Origin of the sequence: Bacillus sp. RB3, from assembly GCF_030164735.1 — a bacterium.
GTDB lineage: Bacteria > Bacillota > Bacilli > Bacillales > Bacillaceae_G > Bacillus_A > Bacillus_A cereus.
Genome location: NZ_JASNGE010000018.1, coordinates 33,419 through 57,539 on the forward strand (window position 1 = coordinate 33,419; position 24,121 = coordinate 57,539).

Here is a 24,121-nt window from a genome sequence, read left to right on the forward strand (position 1 = left end):
TGTCAGGAGTGAGTAACTATGGTTGAACGAATAGCGAATAAAGATAAAGTAATTGCCGCAAATGAACGAATAAAGGAAAGAGAATTTTGGTTAGAAAACTTATCAGGGGAACTGGCTGACTGCCATTTCCCTTATGATTACCGGACATCAAATAAACAGGTGAATTTATCAAATGTTAGCATAAAACTAAAAGAGGAATTGTCCGAGAAGATTTTAAAGTTAGCAAATAGATCAGATCTTCAATTGCACATGATTCTTACTGCTGGACTTACTTTGCTGTTAAATAAATATACTAGATTGCAAGATATATGCATTGGTACACCTGTTTTAAAACAAGACAGTGATACTAACCTTATTAATACTTTGTTAGTTTTAAGACATGGTCTTGAGGAATATATGACATTTAGACAAATTCTCCAGCAAGTTAGTACAGTAATGGTTAATGCTTTAGAACATCAAAATTTCCCATTGGAAAGTTTACAACCGGTTTTGAGTAACTACCTTCCAGAGGGGCGTAATTATCCATTCCGTACTGCAATTTTGCTAGAGGAAATTCAAGATTTAAATTATTTAAGTGAGAGCAATGCGGAGATTATATTCTCTTTCCGTCAAGTGAATGGGTGTATAGAAGGTGATATGCATTTTAATGAACATCTATACAAAACATCTACTGTTACGCGATTTGGTCATCATTTTATAGACTTGTTAGAGCAAGCTTTACTACAACCGAATACGCCGCATATAGATTTAGATTGGGTTAGTGATAATGATATAAGAGAGTTAATCACATTTAATCAAACTGAGTTAGATTACCGGCATCATTTAACGGTGATACAGTTATTTGAAGAACAAGTCATGCATAATCCAAATAAACTTGCTGTTTCTGATGACAAAAGAGAAATAACATATGCTCAATTAAAAGAAAAGGTAGATCTGGTTGCCAGTTCTCTACATAAAAAAGGAATTGGAAAAGGACACATTGTTGGTCTTATGATGGATCGATCCATTGATGCAGTCATTGCAATGCTAGGTATTTTAAAAAGTGGGGCTGCTTATTTACCTATTAACATATATTTGCCGTATAAACGGATAGAGGCGATGCTAAAAGAATGTAAATCTCCACTTTGTATAGTAAAACCAGAGGTTATTAGTGAAGATTTTACAAGAGAAATCCAGGATTGTAGTATGGTGAGCTTTAATGAACTACTTGAAACAGAGTTGGTTAGTTTCCCTTCAGTAAGTACACCTTACGATTTGGCATATGTTATTTTCACCTCTGGAACTACAGGTAATCCTAAAGGAATTATGGTTGAAAATCGTAGTGTTGTAAATTTAATATTTGGGTTAAAAAATGAAATATATGATAAATATAGTTCTTCTATGCGGATCGGGTTAGTTTCACCTTTTGAGTTTGACGCTTCAGTACAAAACATGTTTGGTGCGCTTCTATTAGGAAATAGTTTATTTATAGTACCTGAGGAAGCAAGAACTGATGGGCAGAAGCTAATTAATTTTTATCAAGAAAAGCAAATAAATATCGCGGATGGAACGCCGATGCATCTTCGATTATTAACTAATTTTATAGATGAAGAAATAGAATATGCATTTAAACATTTTATTATTGCTGGAGAGGAATTACCACCGAAATTAGCACGGAAATTCCTTGGTTTATTTAATGAAAACTGCCGACCAAATTTAACAAATGCTTATGGACCTACAGAGACAACTGTAGATTCTACATGTTATCATGTTCAGCACGCTGAGTTAGAATTTATGAATCAATTACCAATAGGAAGACCTCTAGCTAATCAAAAAGTTTATATTATGGGTGATAATCAACAATTACAACCCGTTGGAATTCCTGGGGAATTGTGTATTTCAGGAGAAGGATTAGCAAGAGGTTATTTAAATCAACCTAAGTTAACTATGGACAAATTTGTTCCTATACAAATCAACAAAGAGGGTTCTTCTATTATAGATGACAAGGTATATCGTACTGGAGATTTGGCTCGCTGGTTACCAGATGGAAATCTTGAATATTTAGGCCGTATGGATGATCAAGTCAAAATTCGTGGATTACGAATTGAATTGGGAGAAATAGAAAAGCAACTATTACGATATCCTGAAATAGGTGAAGCTATTGTAATTACACGTAAAAAAGAGGGAGAAGATGCTCCGGTTTTATGTGCATATGTTGTTATGAATTCTTCAGCTAAAGTAGAAGAGGTACGCCAATTCCTTAGGGAGTATTTACCTTTTTATATGATTCCTGCATACATCATCCCGATTGAGCAGTTTCCAATCTCATCAAACGGTAAAATAGATCGGAAAGCTCTTCCAGATCCAATTTGGGAGCAATCCACAGCTTTATTTATTGAACCACGCAATGAAATTGAACAAATGCTCTCTGAGATATGGAAAGTAGTACTTGGAATAGAGAAAATAGGTGTAAATGATAACTTTTTTGAATTAGGAGGTAATTCTTTACAAATTACTTCTGTTGTTTCTCACATATATAAACGTTTAGGTGTAGATGTACCTATACGTGAAATGTTTCAAAGGCCAACAATTATGCTATTAGCGGAGTATATAGAGAAATATGAAGGGAAGAAAAATTATTCTCAAATTGAGATTGTACCTGATAGAGAATTTTATCAAGCTTCTTCTTCACAAAAAAGATTATATATATTAAACCGCTTTGCTGGAATAGGAACTGCCTACAATATACCAGGTGCAATGTTAATTGAAGGTGAGTTTGATTTTATAAAGGCAGAACAATGTGTCAAAGAATTAGTGGAACGTCATGAATCATTAAGAACTTCATTCCAATTTATTAAAGGTGAACCAGTTCAATTTATTCATGATAGTTTAGATATTAGAATTGAACATTTATATAAATCTGATAGATTAACAATTGAAGAGTTAATACAGGAATTTGTTCGTCCTTTTCAGCTAGATAGAGCTCCACTTATGCGCGTCGGTTTAATGAAATTAGAATTCAATCAATATCTGCTACTATTTGATCTTCATCACATAATAGCAGATGGAGTATCTTTAGCGAAGTTAGAAAAAGAGTTTATAGATTTATATTCAGGCAAAGCCTTAGAGCCTATTAAAATACAATACAAAGATTATGCCAATTGGCAAACCAATCGTTTACACGATGAAGGGCTGAAAGAAATTGAAGAGTATTGGGTAGATAAGTTTAAAGGTGAGTTACCAATTCTTATGTTCCCAACCGATAAGCCACGTGGGCTAAATCAAACTTTTGAAGGTGATAGATTAGTATTCCATCTAACACCTGAACTTTCTAATAAATTAAAATCCTTTGCGGATGAAAGAGAAGCTACTTTATATATGGTACTTCTTTCGTCACTAAATATAGTATTGCATGTGTATACACAACAGGAAGATATTATAGTAGGTTCTCCAATTGCAGGAAGAATTCATCATGATCTTGAGCCTATCATAGGTATGTTTGTAAATACACTACCTATGAGAAATCATCCTAAAGCGGAAAAGACAATAATTCAATTCTTAAATGAAGTAAAAGAAAATGCGCTAGAAGCATTTCAATATCAAGAATACCCATTTGATGAGTTAGTAAATAAGTTAGACATGGCTTATCATACTAACCGGAATCCTGTATTTGATGTCATGTTAGTGATGCAGAATATCGGAAGAACATCAGAAAAAATAAAAGATATTACATTTAAATCTTACGAAATTAAGCACCAAGCTTCAAAGGTAGATATGAGTATAGAAGTATTTCCGGAAGAAGAGGGTCTACGATTAGAATTGGAATACGCGACAGGACTATATTATCAGCAAACTATAGAGCGGTTTATGATGCATTTTATAAATACGCTAGAGTGGATGGTAGCTAATCCTGAAGCGAAAATTGAAGATGTTAATGTTTTAAGTAAAAGTGAATCCACAAGGATGTTAAATGAACTTAATAATACAAAATTAGATTTTATTCAGGGTAAATTAGTTCATCAATTTTTTGAGGATCAGGTTGAAAATAAACCAGAAGAAATCGCAGTTATTTCAAATGATGTATTGTACAGTTATTCATATATCAATAATCGAGCAAATCAGCTTGCTCGTTTTCTTAGACAAAAAGGGGTAGATCAGGAAACTAGAATTGGTATCGTTGTGGAAAGATCCGTAGAAATGATTATAGCTATATTTGCTGTGCTAAAATCTGGAGCTGCATATGTACCAATTGATCCTGAATATCCAAAGCGTCGAATGGAACATATTTTAGAGGATTGTAATCCTCAATTGGTACTTACAGAATCTAAATACGTAGGTGAAATTCCATTTGTAGGAGAGATTATTGATTTAAAGCAAGAAAATTTGTACGTTGGTGATACAAGCAACCTGGAGGTTACTGGAAAACCAAATAACTTAGCTTATATTTTATACACCTCCGGTTCTACAGGTAGACCAAAAGGAGTCATGATTGAACATTGTAGTATTGTGAATTTCTTATTTTCAATGTCTCATTTATATCCTATGGATGAATCAGATACGTATTTACTGAAGACACCTTATATATTTGATGTATCTGTTCTAGAGTTGTTTGGGTGGACCATAGTAGGTAGTAAATTAGTAATAATGAAAAATGGGGAACATCGAAACCCAAGGGCAATTTTAAGAGTTATAGATAAATATGATGTAAAATTATTAAATTTTGTACCGTCTATGTTTAGAGCATTCGTAAATACACTTAATAATGAAAATAGCCAGGTTTTAAATAAAGTAAAGTATATATTACTTGCGGGTGAAGCTTTGACACATGAGGTGGTTAATAAGTTTAAAAAGCATCGACTATCGACTCAAATAGAAAATATGTATGGTCCTACTGAGGCGACAGTTATCGCAAGTACGTTTTCACTTCAAGAAAGTGAAAACTATAATACTATTCCTATTGGAAAGCCTATTCCGAATGTAAGGCTTTATATACTTAATCAAAAACAGAGACTTCAGCCTATTGGTGCGGTAGGAGAGCTGTATATTGCGGGGGAAGGGCTTGCAAGAGGATATGTAAATCAAATGAGATTAACTGAAGAAAAGTTTTTACCAGACCCATTTGTAAAAGGGGAGAAAATGTACAGGACAGGAGATCTTTCACGCTGGTTACCTGATGGGAATATAGAATTCCTCGGTAGAAATGATGAACAATTAAAAATTAGAGGATATCGAATTGAGCCAGGTGAAATTTTAGATGCTTTATCTTCACACCATGCAATTAAAGAAGCAGTGATAGTAGACATTCAAGATGAAGATGGGCAGAAAAAACTTGTAGCTTATTTCGTAGCAAAATCACTTGTATCCATTTCTGATTTGAAATTGCATCTTGCGAAATTAGTTCCGAGTTATATGATACCTACTTTCTTTGTTGAAGTTGAAAACATACCATTAACACCAAGTGGAAAGGTTGATCGACATTCCTTACCTTCACCTAGATCTTTACCTAAGAATGAGGAGGAGAGTATGATGTCTCCTAGTAATGAGTTAGAATCTCGTTTGGTTGAAATATGGAAAAGTATATTGAAGATTGAAGTTGTCGGTGTAGAGGATGATTTCTTTGACTTAGGAGGAAATTCTCTACTAGCTATTGAGCTTGATCTTGCTTTAGAAAACGAGAATCTTAATACGGATGACTTAGTCGCATATACAAAGCGAAATATTAAACAACTAGCGGCTTATATAGCAGAAAAGAAAAATAATTAGTATTACTTTATATTGTAAACCCGACTTTTAAGAGTTTAAATTTACACTTGCTATACTGTGGGATTAAAGGAGCTTTCCCTCTTAGCTTTCTGGAATGTTAGTGTTTATTCTGGTGACTATGAGTTAGGGAATTCTCCTCCCTATTTTAGAATGATTAAAATAAAAAAAGTGATTCGAGAAATAAGATTCTTCATATGAAATGTATTAATAATAATTGATAGCTTTTTAAAGAAGATATACATATCTCTGTCAACTTAGTATAGAGAAATAACCAAATTACAATAGTTTTTCCTGTTGGTAAAAATATAGAGGTGAGTAAATGGGAAATTATACTTCTTCAATCTTATATGATGTTGAGCCTTGTAAGAGTTCTGAACAGAATTGTATTGATGATGTAATTGCTACGTTAGCTAATTGGTTTAAGCGTAAACATTATTTAATGTACGCTAGATTATGGGGTTTTGGTTTTTCTCCTGTGGATAAGGGAAATTTAGGGGATGGTTTATATACAGAGTCTGGTTATTTTGTAAGTGATTTAGAAAAATATCATGGTATAAAAAGTACTATATTTGATACAGATTCATCCGATGAAGGATTTGAAATTATATTAGAACAATTATACTCGGGATTTCCTGTGGTGGTAACCATGAATGCGTACTGGCTTCCTTGGGATGAGAATTATCTAAAAAATCATATTGTTCATTCATTTGTTATTGTAGGATATGAGCCCGAAGAAGACTGTTTAATTATTACCGATCCATATTTTATGGTTAAAAATGCACAACTTTCAACAGAACTTTTTCATAAGGGTTATCAAAAAGTAAGTACTTTAAAAGTTACTGAAGATGAGATCACAGACATACAATCGATTACAACCGATTTGTCAAATTGGATAAAACATATAAAAGATGAAAAACATATTTTTTCACAAATGCACCTTTTTGCTACGCAACTAATAAGTAAGTTTGATTTGAATAAAGAGACCGATGGATATTTAGACTTTAATGATGTTCCGTTATTCTCACATTTGGGTCAAGTTGTAGATGGCCGAGTAAAGTTTTCAAAAATGCTTTCGTTTCTTGGTGAGCATTATCACTCGGAATTCCAAACTATCGCTGAATCTATGAAGGCAGCAGCTGCCAATTGGGGAGTAATTCGTGGATCATTGATAAAAATGCACTTAACAAAATCAGTAACTAAAGAAGGAATAGTAAATATTTCAGATAAAATTCACCATGCTGCAGAATACGAGCAAAATTTAGCTGAACAAATAATGACATTTCTTATTTCTGTTATAGAAGGTAATACAAAGAATGTAATCATAGATTCTTCTCCATCGATAGAAGAGACTACTAATTATGTAAAACCGCTCGATAATATGGAAAGAAAGCTAGTTGAAATATGGAAAGAAGTTATAGGTAATCCTTGTATTGGTGTGGAAGATAATTTTTTTGCACTTGGTGGTCATTCCCTTCATGCTACTGTAATCAACGCTAAAATATGGAAAGAATTTAATGTGCAATTATCATTAGCAAATCTTTTTGAGTATCCAACAATAAGAACTTTAAGTCATTTTATTAAAAATTCAAAAGAAAATAGGTTGCAAGAGATAGAAATAGTACCGGAATCTGAGGTATACCCGGTTTCATCGACTCAAAAAAGAATGATGTTATTACAAGAGATGGATGGGGTACAAATGACATACAATGTACCAAGTTGTTTTATTCTTAAAGGAACGGTGGACCGGAAAAGGATAGAATTAGTCTTTGAAAAGCTTATTAAACGCCATGAAATACTAAGAACACAGTTTGAGTGGCAGGGAGATCAATTAGTACAGAGAGTATTAGAACAGGTAACTTTTGAGCTAGAAATGATAAAGGGAGAGTATAAAGAATGGTTGCAACCATTTAATCTTTCTAAGGTTCCGTTAATGCGGGCTGGACTAAAGGAGCTAAAAGATAATAGTTATTTACTTGTAATTGACCTTCATCACATCATAACAGATGGCGTGTCTTTAAGTATCTTTATGCATGAATTTAAGGCCCTATATGCTGGGGAAACATTGCCGGAAAATCGTTTGCAATATAAAGATTATGCTGTGTGGGAACAAAAATTATTATCTTCTAAAGAATTTGAGATCCATGAGAAATACTGGGAAGAATTATTCTCAGGGGATATACCAGTTCTTGAATTACCATATGATCGAGGTCGGCCACCTGTAAAGAGTTTTGAGGGTGAACAATATAATTTCCAAGTAAACAAGGAAATTACTCGGAAAATAAAAAAAATAGCACTAGAAACTGATACGACACCTTTTATGTTACTTATGGCTACCTTCACTATTTTTCTGTACAAGCATGGGGAACAAAAGGATGTCATTATAGGATCACCAGTTGCAGGTAGGCCGCATGCTGATCTGTTACCTCTTATGGGGTTGTTTGTAAATACAATTGCATTACGTTATCAAATAAATCCAGATCAATCTTTTATTAATCACTTGAAAAAAGTGAAAAACGATACGTTAGAAGCTTTCGAACATCAGGTGTATCCATTTGATCAGTTAGTGGAAAAATTAGATCTTTCTAGAGACTTAAGCCGAAGTGCTTTATTTGATGTCATGTTTGTATTACAAAATTCGGATGAAAAACATACAGTTGTGGATGGATTAGAAATTAGCACGGAAACAAACACAGATACACTAACAAGTAAGTTTGATTTAACTCTTATTGCTGAAGAAAATAAAGATATATATGAATTCACTTTTGAATATGCTACATCTTTATTTGATAAATCAACAATAGTAGAATTTGGACGGCGATTTAACCTTCTATTAGAAGAAATAACAACTCATCCTAATGTTAGTCTAAAAGATATTCAAATGTTAACAAGTGAGGAAAAAGAACTTGTTTTATCTGCGACTCAGGAGAAAGAAAAAATAAAAATAGAGACTGATTTTAATTGGGATATAGGTTAATTAATTTCCCAGGTCTCAGAAGGAGTAATTACATGGATAATCATGAAAAAATACGTCAATACATTAAAAAAAATCTTATTATTTTTAATGCAGAGGAAACTATTGTTGCTAATGATGACAACATATTTGAAAAAGGTTATGTAAATTCGCTCTTTGCTATGCAAATGTTAAATTTCATAGAAACGGAGTTTGATATAGTAGTAGATAATGATGAACTTGATATTATTAACTTTTCTACTATTAATAATATGGTTGATCTAATTAACAAAAAGAAGAATGGGAATTTCACAGTATGAATAATGCAGAAGAGATTCTGGGAGTAGTTGATGAGTTTGCGGAAAAGAAGCTTCGGCCTCGAGCAAGTGAGTTTGAAAGTGCTGAAGAGCTTCCCTATGATGTAATACAAGAACTCTCAAGTTATGGTGTATTGGGTGCAACGATACCAACAGAATATGGTGGACTTTCTCTCGATTCTTTAGATTATGGTCGTCTTACTGAAATCATTGGTAAAGCTTGCAATTCGGTTCGTGAATTACTTACAGTTCATGTATCTTTAGTAGGGGAGTCAATTAAAAGGTGGGGGACTGAAGAGCAAAAGAGAAAATGGTTACCTGAGATGGCAACGGGGAACCTATTATTTTCATTTGCCTTAACTGAGCCAGAGGTTGGTTCTGATGCAAAAGCCGTTGGAACTTCCTATAAACAAGTTGATGATCATTTTATTCTTAATGGGCACAAAAAATGGATTTCTTTTGCAGACATTGCAGATTGTTTTTTGGTTTTTGCGTCCAGTGAAGGAAAAGTTAGTGCCTTTATTGTTGAACGGTCAATGACGGGTGTTTCTACAAATAAAATGAGTAAACTGTTAGCAAGTAATTCCTCTCATATAGCTGAGATTCATTTGCAAGATGTAAAGGTACCAGCTGAAAATTTGTTAGGACCAATTGGGGGTGGATGGAGTTATGTAGTTAACACAGCTCTTGATCATGGTAGATATAGTATTGCCTGGGCGGGAGTAGCCATTGCTCAAGAAGCACTAGAAGCAATGGTAGCTTATTCAAGAAGAAGAAAACAAGGAAATAAATATATATGTGAATATGAAGCAATTCAAACAATTTTAGCAGAAGCAAGTGTAAATATAAAAGCAGCTCGTTCGTTATGCCAAGAGGCTGGGAAAAAGCGTCAGGATAGACATACTGATGCTGTAATTGAAACAACCATTGCAAAATATTTTGCCTCAAAGATGGCTATGAAGGTAGCCACAGACGCTGTCCAAGTGTTTGGTGGAAACGGATTTTCAAGAGAATATCCTGTTGAGCGTTTATTTAGGGAAGCAAAGGTTTTAGAAATTATTGAAGGTACCTCGCAGGTACTTCAGCCAATTATTGCGCAGCATGCACTTCACACTTGTTCTCAAAAGGGAGGACTTTTAAGAATATGATTTATGAATTGGTAAAAGAAAAGGATGAATTCAAACAAATAGCTCCACTTCTCGTTGATTATAAGAACCATCCAATACTTAACGGTATAGCTCATGGTTACAATAAGGGACATATTTATGTGGATAATCCTAATAACCCTAGATGTGCACTTGTATGGGCAGAACAAGAAATTTTTTATTTACTAGGTGATCCTACAAATAATTTTGTTTCAAGTCTGCCAACTTTTATTAAAGAAGTAATTGCACCTGAGGCTGAGCAGATAGGGGATGACTTTTTTCAGGTTGAATTATTACCCGAATCAAAATGGAAACAGGTTGTCGAGGAACAATTGCAAATGTTTATTCCTAAACCTTACACTCGAGTAACATTTACTTTTGATCCGGAGTCTTATAATAAGTTATCTAAACCTAATATACCTGAAGAGGTAACGGTGGAACGTATTACAATCGACATGCTATCAGATAAAAAGTTCGCAATGGTACGGGATGATATTGTTGATTTTTGGGAGTCAACTCAGGATTTCATCCAAAATGGATTTGGTTATGTAGTAATGGTACATGAACAAGTTGTAACTAGTTGCTTATCGGTTTTTGCAACAGATACTGATGTGGAAATTGGAATTAATACTTATGATTTATTCCAGCGAGGTAAAGGGTATGCTTGGTTGGCTGCAAGAGCATTTTTGGATGACTGTTTAAAACAAGGAAGAACACCACATTGGAAGACGGAGGATTTTCGTATTCCATCTATTAAACTAGCGGGAAAAGTTGGATTCACAAATCTTCAAACCTATACAGCTTATGTGTTTCCTTATAACGAATTAGATAATTTCATTTTTACCGCGTACCATCAATTAAGATACTATTCAAATTTTAATAAAGCTAGTGAGTTTGTACAAAAAGCTCGTACTATAGGAGATTTAAATGCATGGCATCACTTTTTACTTTCATGTGGTTATTCATTAATTGATAGAATCGATCTTTCGTTAAAACATATGAATCTTGCACTAGATCTAGGATGGAATGATGTATCAGATATTCGCTATGTAGTTGATTTAGTGAATTTAAGAAAAACTGAAAAGGGACGAGCTTTATTAGATAGAGTTGAAGATAGCTTAAGATGAAAATAAGGGAGATAAAAAGATGAATATTGTATTTATGTTTCCTGGCGTAGGATCCCATTATTCTGGAATGGGTAAGTACCTTTATGAAAACTTCCCTGTAGCACGTGAGATATTTGAAGAAGCAAGTGACACTCTAAAAATAGACATGGCTTCCCTTTGTATGGAGAAGATATACAAAGCTGACCTTGAAAAGTTACAAAATTCACAGACTGCTTTAGTAACAACTAGCATGGCAGCTTTTCGAGTTTTTGAACAAGAAATAGGCAATAAACCAGAGGCAATGATTGGATATTCTTTGGGAGAATATACAGCTCTATGTGCTTCTGGAGCAATTGCATTTTCAGATACCTTAAAATTAGTACAAGAACGTAGTACGATTTTGAGTAGCTATGCATTGACTATAGATGGAACTATGGCATGGGTTAACAATCTTGCTCCAGAAATTGTTGAAGGTATTTGTTCAGAATTGTTAACCAAGGGACAGGAAGTATATATATCGGCTTATGACACTCCAAATAAAACATCAATTTCTGGTACAAACTCTGCGGTTCAGTTAGCTTGTGAAATGGTAGTAGAGCATGGGGGAATTGCAATCCCCCTTAAATTAAGTGGGCCATTTCATTCTCCTATGATGCAACCTGCTGCTGAAAAATATAAGAGTGTACTAGAAAATATAGATATGAAACAGCCATTAGTACCTGTCATAGCGAATCATGATAGTTCAATGTATAAAGGTGTAGAAAATATTAGAGAAAACCTTTACTTACAATTAATAAAGCCTGTGAAATGGTTGGACATGATTCACTATCTAATGAATCAAGGGTCGATGAAAGCTATTGAAATGGGACCAAAGGAAGTCTTGAAGTATCTTCTGCAAGCTATTAACCCTGCTATATCGACATGTAATTATGAAAGGGAGAAAGATATCCTAAATACAAAAAATTCTTTTACATTACAAGAATCTGATTATGAAGAAGTAATATCAGGGTGTTTAACTGTAGTTGTAAGTACAAAAAATTATAATACAGATTTAAGTGAGTATCAGAAAAAGGTAGTACGCCCATTTCAAAAGGTCCAGAGTCAATTCGAAGAAAAAATTAATTCGGGGTATTCAGTGGAGAAAAGTGATGTAGAAGAAGCAATCCAAATGATGAAAACAGCACTTACTGAAAAACAGATTAAAGAGAGAGAACAAAAACGTTACCTGCAAAGAGTTCTTCAATGTAAAAGTTTTTAGATATAAATTACAAATATATTAAGGGAGCGATGATGGATAAATGTTCAAGAAAATTGGTATTGTAGGTGCTGGAACAATGGGGATCGGCATGGCAGTAGATTTAGTGCTGCATGGTCTAGAAACGGTATTAATTGATGTTACAGAAGAGCAGTTAGAAAAAGCGGAAGAGAAAATATTAGAGACAGTTCGCTTTGCTCCCCTGATTAATAAAGCATTTCCTAGAATGCATAAGGAAGAAGTACTTTCGTTAATAAGTAGCTCGACTAATCTTGATGAAGTGGCTGAATGTGATTATATAGTAGAGAATGTTCCAGAAAACTGGCAAATTAAAGAGCCGATCTATAGAAGATTAGATGAGATATGTAAAAAGGATACAATTTTTGGAGTCAATACGTCTTGTATCTCAATAACAAAAGTAGGAGGAGTAACAAAGCGTCCAGATAAAATAATAGGAATGCATTTTATGAATCCGGTATATATGAAACCATCTATAGAAGTTATTAGAGGGCATTTAACTTCAGATGAAACGGTCGAGAAAGCTCAATCTTTCCTCAAACAATTAGATAAAGATGCAATTGTTGTTAATGATCAGACTGGTTTTGTTTCTAACCGTATCTCCCACTTATTCATGAATGAATCAGCTTGGGTTGTAATGGATGGTGTAGCAACACCTAAACAGGTAGACGATATATTTAAAAAATGCTTCGGACACACAATGGGTCCATTAGAAACAGCAGATTTAATTGGGTTAGATACAGTATTACATTCATTAAATGTACTTTATGAGGAATATCAAGATCCAAAGTTTAGATGTTGCCCATTACTTAAAAAGATGGTAGATGCAGGTGAATGTGGTAGAAAGAGTGGTAAAGGTTTTTACGCTTATTAAAATTAAAAATTACAAATAGGGGTGTATAAAATGCAAGATAAAAATTTAGAACAAATTATTCATATGTATATTCAAGATCATGTAGGTATTGAATTTAATGATGATACTGAGATTTTTGAAGAAGGACTAGTTAATTCTTTATTTGCAATCCAATTGATGACTTTTCTTGAAAAAGAATTTGCCATAAAGGTAACTATGGATGATTTAGATATGGATAACTATAAGTCTGTAAATTCTATTGGTAATTTTATAAGAAATAAGCAAATGGTTCGGTAATGGACATGAAACAATACTTAGAGCCATCTCAATATAAAATGTATCAGAATTTTTTGGATTTTGTTTGTGAAAATATAGAACCTCACGCTAATAGGTGGGAGATTGAACAGGGCATTCCATCAGACATAATAAAGACTTGTGCTAAAAATGGTTATTTAGGTGGAACACTTCCAGCAGAGTATGGTGGATTAGAATGGGATTATGTAACGTATGGGTTATTTACTGAAGCAATAGCAAGAGGTAGTGTCTCTCTTTCGGGATTATTTAATGTCCATACGATGGTAACAGAAACGATTTTAAAATGGGGAACAGAAAATCAAAAAAATCAGTGGTTACCATTACTTGCATCTGGTAATCAAATAGCTGCATTAGCTCTTACTGAACCTGGAGCAGGATCAGATTTAAATATGATTAAAACGAACTTCGATCAACACGGGGATAAATTAATACTTAACGGAGTGAAAAAGTGGATCACTTTTGGTGCAGCTGCTGATGTGTTTTTTGTATTTGGAAAGCTTAATGGTGAACAACCAATTGCCTGTTTAGTACCAAAAGATAGTATGGGTGTCAATGTTACTCATATAAGAGACATGCTTGGATTTAAAGCTGCATATTTGGCAGAAATTGAATTCAATAATGTAGAAATACCTTTAGAAAATATCATTGGTAGACCAGGGTTTGCTTTTACTTACCTTGCACCGTATGCTTTAGAATTTGGGCGTATTTCAATTGCCTTTGCTGCTCTTGGTGTATTACGTACTTGTTTAGAAATCTGTGGGAATCATGTATTACATAGAAGCGCATTTGGTAACTCTCTAATTGATCATGGCATGATTTCACATATGGTTACGGATATGGGAGTAGATTTAGAAGCTTCTATACTCCTTAGTTTAGAAGCTTGTAAGGCCAAAAATGAACATCGAGCTGATGCTACTGAAAAGATTATGATTGCAAAATATTTTGCATCGCGCTCAGGTACAAGGCATTCAACGAATGCTGTACAGATTATGGGAGCACTTGGTTGTAATGATAATTATTCAATATCAAGGTGCTTTAGAGATTCTAAAACAATGGAGATCGTTGAGGGGAGTAATCAGATTCATCAGCTATTACTTGGTAAGGGATTTGCTAAAAAAGCGAAACGTGCCATTGAAAAAATACCTGTAACTAAAGGAGTGATACAACCCGGATGAGTACATGTATACAAAAGCTGTTTGAAGAACAAGTAGTCCGTACGCCAGATGAGGTTGCTGTTATCTTTAAAAAAGAAACATTAACCTATAAGGAATTAAATGAAAAAAGTAACCAATTAGCTCGTCTTTTACGTGAAGATGGAGTTGGTCCAGATACAGTTGTAGGTATTATGGTAGAGCGATCTATCGAAATGGTTGTCGGAATTTTCGGGATATTGAAAGCGGGCGGAGCATATCTTCCGCTTTCCCCGAATCATCCACCATCACGATTACAATTCATTATAGAAGATAGCGGTGCTAAATTAATACTTACGCAAAAGCAAATCCTACATCGTTTTCAAGATAGTTTGAAAGCTGATATGTTGGCTTTAGATTCGATTTCCTACGAAGGAAAGGGTGAAAATCTAGAGTGTATTAACAAACCCTCTGATCTTGTGTACGTAATATACACTTCCGGTTCAACCGGGAAACCTAAGGGTGTTATGATTGAGCATTCGGCCTTAATAAATCGAATTGAGTGGATGCAAGAGGCTTATCCAATTAGTTCAAAGGATACTATATTACAAAAGACCCCTTATACATTTGATGTATCCGTATGGGAGATGTTCTGGTGGGCCATAGTTGGAGCTAAAGTATGTATTCTTGCGCCGGGGATGGAGAAGTTTCCACAGGCTATTATTGAGACAACTGAAAGTAATGACGTGACAATTATGCATTTTGTACCATCTATGTTAAGTGCATTTTTACACTATCTTGATGTGACAGGTGAAACTAACCGAATAAAATCGTTGAAACAAGTATTTGTTAGTGGTGAGGCACTACTGTCTCAACATGTAAACCGTTTTAACAAGTTGCTAAATTTCTCTAATGGTACACTTCTTACTAATCTGTACGGACCTACTGAAGCAACCATTGATGTGACTGCTTATGATTGTCCGACACATGAGATTACAGAAGGGAGCGTTCCAATAGGGCGACCAATTAGGAATATTGAGATGTTTGTTGTTGATAAACATGGTAATAAACTTCCGGAAGGCCATATAGGAGAATTATGTATCTCAGGTATAGGATTAGCACGTGGATATGTAAATAGGCCGCAATTAACGGCAGAAAAGTTTGTACAATATTCCCTTGATACCCGTATATATAAAACCGGTGACTTAGCTTTAATAAGATCGGATGGGAATATTGAGTTTCATGGAAGAATTGATTTTCAAGTTAAAGTTAATGGCCTTCGTATTGAGTTAGGGGAAATAGAATCGTGTTTAATGTCTTGTGAAGGAGTTTTACAATGTGCGGTAATTGTAAGACAAGAATCTGAGATGGTAGTTAAGTTAATAGCTTTCTATGAGTCAGAAAATGATATTGAGTTAGAGAGGTTAAAAAAATATCTACGCTTATTTTTACCAGATTATATGATACCTAACAGTTTTGTACGTGTAAATGAAATGCCATTAACGGATAGCGGAAAGATAGATAGAAAAGCACTTGCCTTATTAGGTTCCGATAAATATTCACACCATACCACACTTGTAGGAGGTTCTGTTAATGAGGAAAGCAGTAAAGATTCATAAAGAAGATATTGAAGATGTAATCGCCCTTACACCAGTGCAGGAAGGTATTCTTTATCATTATTTGAAAGAACCCGAAGGAAAGCTATATCATGAAGAACTTCGACTTTGCTTAACTGGAAAAATTAATATTCCAAAATTTGAAGAGGCGTGGAATTATGTAACGCGGGAAAATGAAATGCTGCGTACAATTTTTCGATGGGAAAAAGTTAAACAACCTGTACAACTTATACTAAAAGAGCATACTCCGAACATTATTTATAGTGATGGCAAAGTATCTAATGATACAGAAAGCTTTGATTTACAAACAGTTCCCTTTTCTATCGAACTGTGCCATTTGAACGAAGGCGAATATGAAATGGTTTTACGTCATCATCACATTTTGTTTGATGGTTGGAGTAATAGTATTATTTTACAAGAGTTTATTAAGGTATATCGAGAGTTAATAAAGGGAGATGTACCATCATCTATAAATAAAAAGAAATTTAAAGAATATATACTATGGCAACAAAAACAAGATAAATTAAAACAAAAGCTTTTTTGGGAACAATATTTAAATGAATTAACTGAACAAATAAATTTATCCAATAAAAATTCTAATCAACTAAAAAAAGCAAAAACATATGTAAAAGAGATAGATAAAGAGCAAAGTGATAGATTTCGAAGTTTTGCAAGTAATCAAGGTGTAACATTGGCTACATTATTCTATACAGCCTGGGGTCTATTATTACAAAGGTACAAAAATTCAGAGGACGTAATATTCGGTACAACAGTATCCGGGCGTTCAATTCCAATGCACGGTCTGAGTGAAATGGTAGGTTTATTTATAAATACACCACCACTTCGTGTAAGTGCTGATGGGAGAATGACTGTTTCAGATCTTTTACAAAGAATTCAAAGTGATGTCCAAAGAAGAACTGAATATGAAACGACTCCAATTGTTGATTTAAACGTGTCATTTGACACTATTATGGTAGTTGAGAATTATCCTCTTGATATAGAACAGCTGAAAGAAATTGATGAAAGTGTAAGAATTTCAGGTTATGAAGTAAATGAAATGACCAACTATGATTTAACCGTCTCAATAGAGTGTTTCGATTCTATTAAACTTGCAATGATGTGGCCTGAAGATATATTTGATGAATCCATTATTACCAGTATAACTAACCATTTTATACAACTATTAGATTCAATGCTTTTAGATGAAGGACAACCAATACAAACTCTTAAGATGTTAGATGAGGCAGAAGAAAAGTTTTTGCTTCAAGGTGGTCAAAATCAAAGTGCTACATTCCCACACACAACACTTCATCAATTAATTGAGATGCAAGCTGAAAAGCATCCTCAGAGAGTGGCACTTACATTTGAGAATAGTGAAATGACTTATGGAGAATTGAATGAGCGTGCGGATAAAGTGGCATTTGCTCTTCTAAAAGAAGGTGTAACTTTAGATTCACCAGTAGCTGTAATGTTGGATTACTCATTTAATATGATTATCTCTCTACTTGGTATTTTAAAAGCAGGTGGGGCTTATGTTCCAATTGATCCTGATTATCCGCAGGAACGCATTGATTTTATTCTTCAAGATAGTGGTTCAAATGTAATAATAACCTCAAATTTATTTGAGGATAAAGTTAAATTTGATAGCACAATACTTTTTATTGAAGAACTTAATAAGACACCGATGCAAGATTTCGAGAGAGTAGATGTTGCCCCAAATAATTTAGCATATGTCATTTATACTTCTGGAACAACAGGACGTCCTAAAGGGGTTATGATTGAACATAGTAATGTAATACAACTTGTCATGCATCAACCAAATAGTTTTAAATTCTCCAGTAACGATGTGTGGTTACTATTTCATTCTTTCTGTTTTGATATGTCAGTTTGGGAGATATTTGGATCACTTACTTATGGTGGACGTCTTGTCCTGGCAACAAAAGAAACAATCCGTGATACGTATAAACTTGCTCAGTTGATTGCAGATGAGGGAGTAACGGTATTGAATCAAACTCCATCTGCATTCTATGTTTTTCAACAAGTAGTTGAAGAGATGCCTAAACTTGCTTTTAAAATCAGGTTACTAACATTTGGAGGGGAAATGCTGAAGCCAGGTTTACTGCAAAGTTGGTTTAAGCGTTCACCTAATACGGTCATAGTAAATATGTATGGAATAACTGAGACGACAGTACATGTTACTTATAAGGAAATTGGAGAAAAAGAAATGCACAGTAATCTTAGTGCTATAGGCGTGCCTCTTCCTACGTATTCCTGCTATGTATTTGACAAACATATGAATCCTACACCTAAGGGAATGCAAGGGGAACTTTATGTTGGAGGATATGGAGTTGCGCGGGGATATCTAAATCGTCCTGAACTAAACAGTGAACGTTTTATACAGAATCCTTATAATCCAAGTGAAAGATTATATAGATCAGGAGATTTAGTCCGTATTCTTGAAAATGGCGAAATGGAGTATATAGGTCGTAGTGATCATCAAGTGAAGATACGTGGTTATCGAATTGAAACAGGAGAAATAGAACATCATTTACAACAGCATGCGGATGTGAAGGAAGCGGTAGTTTTATCTATTGCTTTTGGAGAGGAACAAGAACTGTGTGCTTATATACTAACTGATCAAGATATATCTCAAAATGAATTACGTTATTATCTTACTGACAAAATACCTTCGTATATGATACCTATGTATTTTGTACTTTTAAGTGAAATGCCATTAACTACGAATGGAAAAGTTAATCGTCGTGCTTTACCTAAGCCTACTAAGTTAGTACAACCAAATGATTTACTAGATGAGCTTGAAACAACGGTAGCTGATGTTTGGAAGGAAGTTTTGGGGGTAGAAAAAGTAGGGTTGTATGATAATTTCTTTGATGTTGGAGGGAACTCCTTAAAAATGGTTCGATTGTTCTCTCGTTTACGAAGCAAGTTTGAAAAAGAACTTACAATGCCTATGTTATTCCGATACCCAACGGTTCATGATCAAGCTTCCTACTTTAGAAATGATAATGCTATGGAACACCAACCTGAAGAAGTTAAGAAAGAAAATCTTTTATCTATGAATAAAAATGATGTAGCAGTGGTTGGTATGGCGGTTCGTATGCCAGGCGCTTCTAATCTTAAGCAATTCTGGTCAAATTTAGAACAAGGGATAGAATCCATTCGTACATTTACAGATGAAGAACTTAGTGAGATGGGCATACCAAAAGAAGTGATTCAAAAACCTAATTATATAAAATCTAAAGGGTATTTAGAAGATGTAGATGCATTTGATAATGAATTTTTTGATTACAGTCTAAAAGAAGCTGAAATGATGGATCCACAACTGCGAATACTTCATGAATGCGCATGGGAAGCACTAGAACAAGCAGGTGAGGTTAATTCTTCTCATATGAATACAGGAGTTTATGTTGGAGGATCACCAAATTTCCACTGGCTTCGTTCTATTGCTAGTGAATCTTCTAATACATTAGAAGATTTCCAAGCAATGTTGTTAAACGAAAAAGATTTCTTTGCTACTCGATTGGCTTATAAATTAAATCTAAAAGGACCAGCGATTACAGTACAAACAGCTTGTTCTACCTCCTTAGTTGCTATTCAAAACGCATGGGCAGATCTTATCGATGGACGATGCGACATAGCCTTGGCAGGGGGAGTAAGTATAACTTATCCAACAAAAACAGGATATTTATATGAAGATGGTATGATTTTCTCACCAGATGGTCATTGTCGAGCTTTTGATAAGGATGCTCAAGGAACAGTGGGTGGAAATGGTGCTGGTATTGTAGTACTGAAAAGGTTAGAGGACGCTCTTCGAGATGGGAATTTAATACATGGAGTTATTAAGGGGGCTGCAGTAAACAATGATGGGTCCAATAAGGCTGGATTTACAGCGCCAGGGGTTGATGGACAAGCTGCTGTTATAAAATCGGCTCATGAAATAGCTGGCGTTAAGCCTGAAGAAATCTCATATATAGAAACTCATGGTACTGGTACGCAACTAGGTGATCCTATAGAAGTAGAAGCATTGAAGTTAGCTTTTGGTAAGCAAGAACCAGGTAGAGTTTTAATTGGATCAGTGAAGACGAACATTGGACATTTAGATGCTGCAGCAGGGGTTGGAGGATTTATAAAGACGGTCTTAGCTTTGAAAAACAAGAAAATTCCGCCGAGCCTTCATTATAATAACCCAAACCCTAGCATTGATTTTGGAAAAAATCCGTTTCGTGTAAATACGGAACTTATCCCATGGAAAGAAGAGGTAAGAAGAGCGGGTGTTAGTTCGTTTGGGATGGGTGGAACTAATGCACATATAGTGTTAGAGTCTGTTCCTGACAATGCTAAGAATTTTGAAAAACAATCTTGGAACTTATTAACTGTTTCAGCAAAAACAGAGGAATCCTTAGATAAAGCTACTAACGATCTATTATTGCATTTGAAGGAGAATCCAGAGATATCACTATCTGATACAGCTTATACATTACAAAAAGGTCGTCGTGAATTTCCATATAGAACTGCTGTAGTTGCTAATGGAATAGAGGATGCCATAGAAAAACTTGGTGATACGGGACTAGAGAAAACAAACGCAATGGAGAGTAGACCTTTAGCCTTTCTTTTTTCAGGTCAAGGATCACAGTATATCAATATGGGTAGAGATTTATATGAAAATGAACCTGTATTTCGTGAACACGTTGATCAAGGTTTAGCCTTACTCTCAAATTGGTTAGAAATAGACATGAAAAATATTTTGTATCCTACAAAGGAGACAGAGGATAAAGCAACTGAACAGTTAAATAGAACTTCAATGACGCAACCTCTACTATTCACTATTGAATATGCATTAGCCAAGCTTCTAATGAATTGGGGAGTTTATCCAAGGGTCATGTTTGGCCATAGTATTGGTGAGTTTGTAGCAGCTTGTTTAGCAGAAGTAATGTCTTATGAAGATGCATTACATTTAGTAATGATTAGAGGGAAGTTAATGAATAGCGTACCAGAAGGCGCTATGCTAAGTGTAAATTTATCTGTTGAAGAATTAAAAACCAATATAACAGATGATGTAGATATAGCAGCTGTAAATTCCTCTCAACATTCAGTAATTTCTGGTACTGTACTTTCAATCAATAAGATTGAGGAATTACTTTTAAATCATGGAGTAAAGACAACGCGTCTATTTACTTCGCATGCTTTCCATTCTCGAATGATGGATGAAGTTCTAGATGCATTTGAGCAAGCTGTAGGAAATATAAAATTATCAAGTCCTAAAATACCTTATATATCTAATGTTACAGGTGAAATGATTACAGTAAATCAAGCCACATCACCTTCTTATTGGGCACAGCATCTACGAAGTACTGTTCAATTTTCAAAGGGATTATCTGAAATTTTTCATTTGAAAAATGTAATTTGCCTTGAGATTGGCCCAGGTAATGCATTATCAACTTTTGTATTAAAACATTTAAATAGAAGTAAAGATCAATTGGCTTTAAACATGTTACGTCATCCTCTGGATAAATCAAATGACTTCGAGCATTTATGCAAGCAAATGGGACGGTTATGGATGCAAGGTGGAACTATAAATTGGAATACTTTTAATAACAGTGAGAATAAAAGGTTATTAGATTTACCAACGTATCCTTTCATGAAAAAACGATTTAAAGCTGATCCATTTTTTAATACTCAATCTCAGAGTTTAACTCAGGAAACAAGAGGCCATAATAAACAGGCTAATATTAAAGACTGGTTTTATTTGCCTTCTTGGGAACGCAAAACATTAAAATCTATACAAATAAAGAAAGAACAAAAATATAAATGGCTTATTTTCAATGATCATCTAAATCGATTCAATCGACTGATAGAAAAATTAAAAAGAGAAGGTCATGATGTAATTGAAGTTAAAACAGGTGGTATTTTCTCTGAAAAATCCGACGGTTTATATACGATATGTCCATCTCAAAAAATGCATTATGAAATGCTATTTTCAGAATTAGAACAAAAAGATTTATTACCAAATAAGATTATACATGCTTGGAGCTTTAATCCAGTTAATGAGGTTATTCTCGATCAAGAGAGAATTGAACGATCAATGGATGAAGGATATTATTCATTACTTTATATTGCACAAGCAATTGGGAAAATTAATTATGAGGGAGCATTACAGTTAAACATTTTTACTGACCGTATGTTTGAAGTTACAGGTACAGAGCTGAACTTAAAGCCAGAGCAAGCTACAATTCTAGGCTTTTCAAAAATATGCAATCTTGAGTTTCAAAATATAAAATGTCGTACCATTGATATGGATACAGATTCTCAACAAATGTTTGAAGAAGCGGGTTTAATGGAGAGTTTTGTGGATTCTACTGATATAGTTGTAGCTTATCGAGGACGTCATCGATGGGCGCAAACGATTATTCAAAGTCCTTTTGAGGAAGAAGATGTAGAAATTGATAGATTACGAGAGGGTGGCGTTTATTTAATTACTGGTGGACTTGGTGGAATTGGATTTGAAATTGCAAAAGATTTAGCTAATAGAGTACCAAATGTCAAACTTATATTGATTGGCCGCTCAGAGTTCCCACCTCGTAATCAATGGGAACAGTACTTAGAAAATAAAGACGAGCGTGTAAGCCGAGTTATTTCTGATTTGTTGACAATGGAGTCTCAAGGTGCAGAATACATGATCCTAAGTTCTGATGTTTCCAATCAAGATGATATGAAACAGGCAATTGATAAAGCTAAATCTCGTTTTGGTTCTATTAATGGCGTAATTCATGCAGCAGGTGTCGCTGATTATCTAGGTATTATGATGAATCGTGAAAAAGAATCTAATAATAAAATTTTAGCTCCGAAAATTAAAGGTACACTAGTACTCGATGCTTTATTAAAAGATGAACCAATTGATTTCTTCGTATTATGTTCATCAATTGGTAATGTGGCGTATCATATGAAATTTGGTCAGAGTGGTTATAATGCAGCGAATGAATTTTTAGATGCATTTGCGTTTTATAAGCGGGCTCATGATGGAGTGTTCACTGTAGCTATTAATTGGCCAGATTGGCAAGAGGTGGGTATGTCACTTAAGTCGGCTGAAATATGGGCAAAGCAATTTAATATGGATATGGAAAGTGTATTACATGATGGTGTAACTGTAGAAGAGGGTTTAAAAGTATTCCGTAGTATCATCAATAGAAATCAACAACAAGTCGTGGTTTCTCCAATAGATTTACATTGGAAACTTTTAAATGGTGCCAACTATTATAATGAACTATTGGAAAAAGGAAGTAAGAATAGATTAAAGCAGAATCGTTCAGATGTTTCCACAACGTATAGACCACCAACTAATGAAATTGAACAACAATTATACGAATTATTAAAAGATATGTTTGGAATCGAAGAAATAGGAATTTACGATAATTTCTTCGATCTAGGAATGAGTTCTTTAGATCTTGTTCGTATTAATGTGAAATTAAAAGAGGCCTTTAAACGAGACTTACCTATAGTTGTTCTTTATGAGCATACGTCAATTAAATCTCTTGCTAAATATTTAAGTAATCAAGAAGTAAATAACAATTTAACAAATAAAAAAGAGTTATTGAAAGCGAAATCGGTTATGAAAAATACATTATCTGCTTTAAAAAGTAGAAAGTAGTAAAGGGA

General features: G+C 34.2%; 11 protein-coding genes. All 11 read left to right on the forward strand.

What is annotated here, in order from left to right; genetic code table 11:
- The first annotated feature begins 18 nt into the window (after positions 1–18).
- The 11 genes from QO049_RS20765 to QO049_RS20815 all read left to right on the forward strand — a co-directional run bounded on the left by QO049_RS20765 (position 19) and on the right by QO049_RS20815 (position 24,113).
- On the forward strand, positions 19–5,742 hold the full coding sequence (locus QO049_RS20765; RefSeq protein WP_284489426.1) for a non-ribosomal peptide synthetase: 5,724 nt from the start codon (positions 19–21) through the stop codon (positions 5,740–5,742).
- A 319-nt stretch (positions 5,743–6,061) separates the two neighbouring features.
- Entirely contained in the window at positions 6,062–8,716 is a 2,655-nt protein-coding gene (locus QO049_RS20770; protein WP_284489427.1) for a condensation domain-containing protein, read from the forward strand.
- Between the two features lie 32 nt (positions 8,717–8,748).
- On the forward strand, positions 8,749–9,012 hold the full coding sequence (locus tag QO049_RS20775; protein ID WP_000368639.1) for an acyl carrier protein: 264 nt from the start codon (positions 8,749–8,751) through the stop codon (positions 9,010–9,012).
- Positions 9,009–10,157 carry an acyl-CoA dehydrogenase family protein gene (locus QO049_RS20780; protein ID WP_284489428.1) on the forward strand — a complete coding sequence of 383 codons (1,149 nt, stop codon included), beginning with the start codon at positions 9,009–9,011 and terminating at the stop codon, positions 10,155–10,157. Before QO049_RS20775 ends, QO049_RS20780 begins: the two co-directional genes overlap by 4 nt.
- The gene (locus QO049_RS20785; RefSeq protein ID WP_089607890.1) at positions 10,154–11,281 is read left to right on the forward strand and encodes a GNAT family N-acetyltransferase; all 1,128 of its coding nucleotides are present in this window, start codon (positions 10,154–10,156) and stop codon (positions 11,279–11,281) included. The genes QO049_RS20780 and QO049_RS20785 overlap by 4 nt, the downstream gene beginning before the upstream one ends.
- 19 nt (positions 11,282–11,300) lie before the next feature.
- The gene (locus tag QO049_RS20790) at positions 11,301–12,518 is read left to right on the forward strand and encodes an ACP S-malonyltransferase (protein ID WP_063549854.1); all 1,218 of its coding nucleotides are present in this window, start codon (positions 11,301–11,303) and stop codon (positions 12,516–12,518) included.
- 40 nt (positions 12,519–12,558) lie between these two features.
- Positions 12,559–13,407 (forward strand): 3-hydroxyacyl-CoA dehydrogenase family protein, encoded by an 849-nt coding sequence (locus QO049_RS20795; RefSeq protein ID WP_000473350.1) that lies wholly within the window; start codon positions 12,559–12,561, stop codon positions 13,405–13,407.
- Between the two features lie 30 nt (positions 13,408–13,437).
- Positions 13,438–13,683, forward strand: a complete 246-nt coding sequence (locus QO049_RS20800) for an acyl carrier protein (protein ID WP_001152970.1) — start codon at positions 13,438–13,440, stop codon at positions 13,681–13,683.
- Entirely contained in the window at positions 13,683–14,876 is a 1,194-nt protein-coding gene (locus QO049_RS20805; protein ID WP_089607888.1) for an acyl-CoA dehydrogenase family protein, read from the forward strand. The genes QO049_RS20800 and QO049_RS20805 overlap by 1 nt, the downstream gene beginning before the upstream one ends.
- Positions 14,873–16,450 carry a zwittermicin A synthase ZmaJ gene (gene zmaJ, locus QO049_RS20810; RefSeq protein WP_284489429.1) on the forward strand — a complete coding sequence of 526 codons (1,578 nt, stop codon included), beginning with the start codon at positions 14,873–14,875 and terminating at the stop codon, positions 16,448–16,450. The genes QO049_RS20805 and zmaJ overlap by 4 nt, the downstream gene beginning before the upstream one ends.
- Entirely contained in the window at positions 16,425–24,113 is a 7,689-nt protein-coding gene (locus tag QO049_RS20815; RefSeq protein ID WP_284489430.1) for a non-ribosomal peptide synthetase/type I polyketide synthase, read from the forward strand. Before zmaJ ends, QO049_RS20815 begins: the two co-directional genes overlap by 26 nt.
- Positions 24,114–24,121: the final 8 nt, after the last annotated feature.

Bases quoted from the DNA above. Each gene is read 5' to 3' on its own strand.
- QO049_RS20765 (WP_284489426.1), top strand. From the start codon at position 19: ATGGTTGAACGAATAGCGAATAAAGATAAAGTAATTGCCGCAAATGAA.
- QO049_RS20770 (WP_284489427.1), top strand. From the start codon at position 6,062: ATGGGAAATTATACTTCTTCAATCTTATATGATGTTGAGCCTTGTAAG.
- QO049_RS20775 (WP_000368639.1), top strand. From the start codon at position 8,749: ATGGATAATCATGAAAAAATACGTCAATACATTAAAAAAAATCTTATT.
- QO049_RS20780 (WP_284489428.1), top strand. From the start codon at position 9,009: ATGAATAATGCAGAAGAGATTCTGGGAGTAGTTGATGAGTTTGCGGAA.
- QO049_RS20785 (WP_089607890.1), top strand. From the start codon at position 10,154: ATGATTTATGAATTGGTAAAAGAAAAGGATGAATTCAAACAAATAGCT.
- QO049_RS20790 (WP_063549854.1), top strand. From the start codon at position 11,301: ATGAATATTGTATTTATGTTTCCTGGCGTAGGATCCCATTATTCTGGA.
- QO049_RS20795 (WP_000473350.1), top strand. From the start codon at position 12,559: ATGTTCAAGAAAATTGGTATTGTAGGTGCTGGAACAATGGGGATCGGC.
- QO049_RS20800 (WP_001152970.1), top strand. From the start codon at position 13,438: ATGCAAGATAAAAATTTAGAACAAATTATTCATATGTATATTCAAGAT.
- QO049_RS20805 (WP_089607888.1), top strand. From the start codon at position 13,683: ATGGACATGAAACAATACTTAGAGCCATCTCAATATAAAATGTATCAG.
- zmaJ (WP_284489429.1), top strand. From the start codon at position 14,873: ATGAGTACATGTATACAAAAGCTGTTTGAAGAACAAGTAGTCCGTACG.
- QO049_RS20815 (WP_284489430.1), top strand. From the start codon at position 16,425: ATGAGGAAAGCAGTAAAGATTCATAAAGAAGATATTGAAGATGTAATC.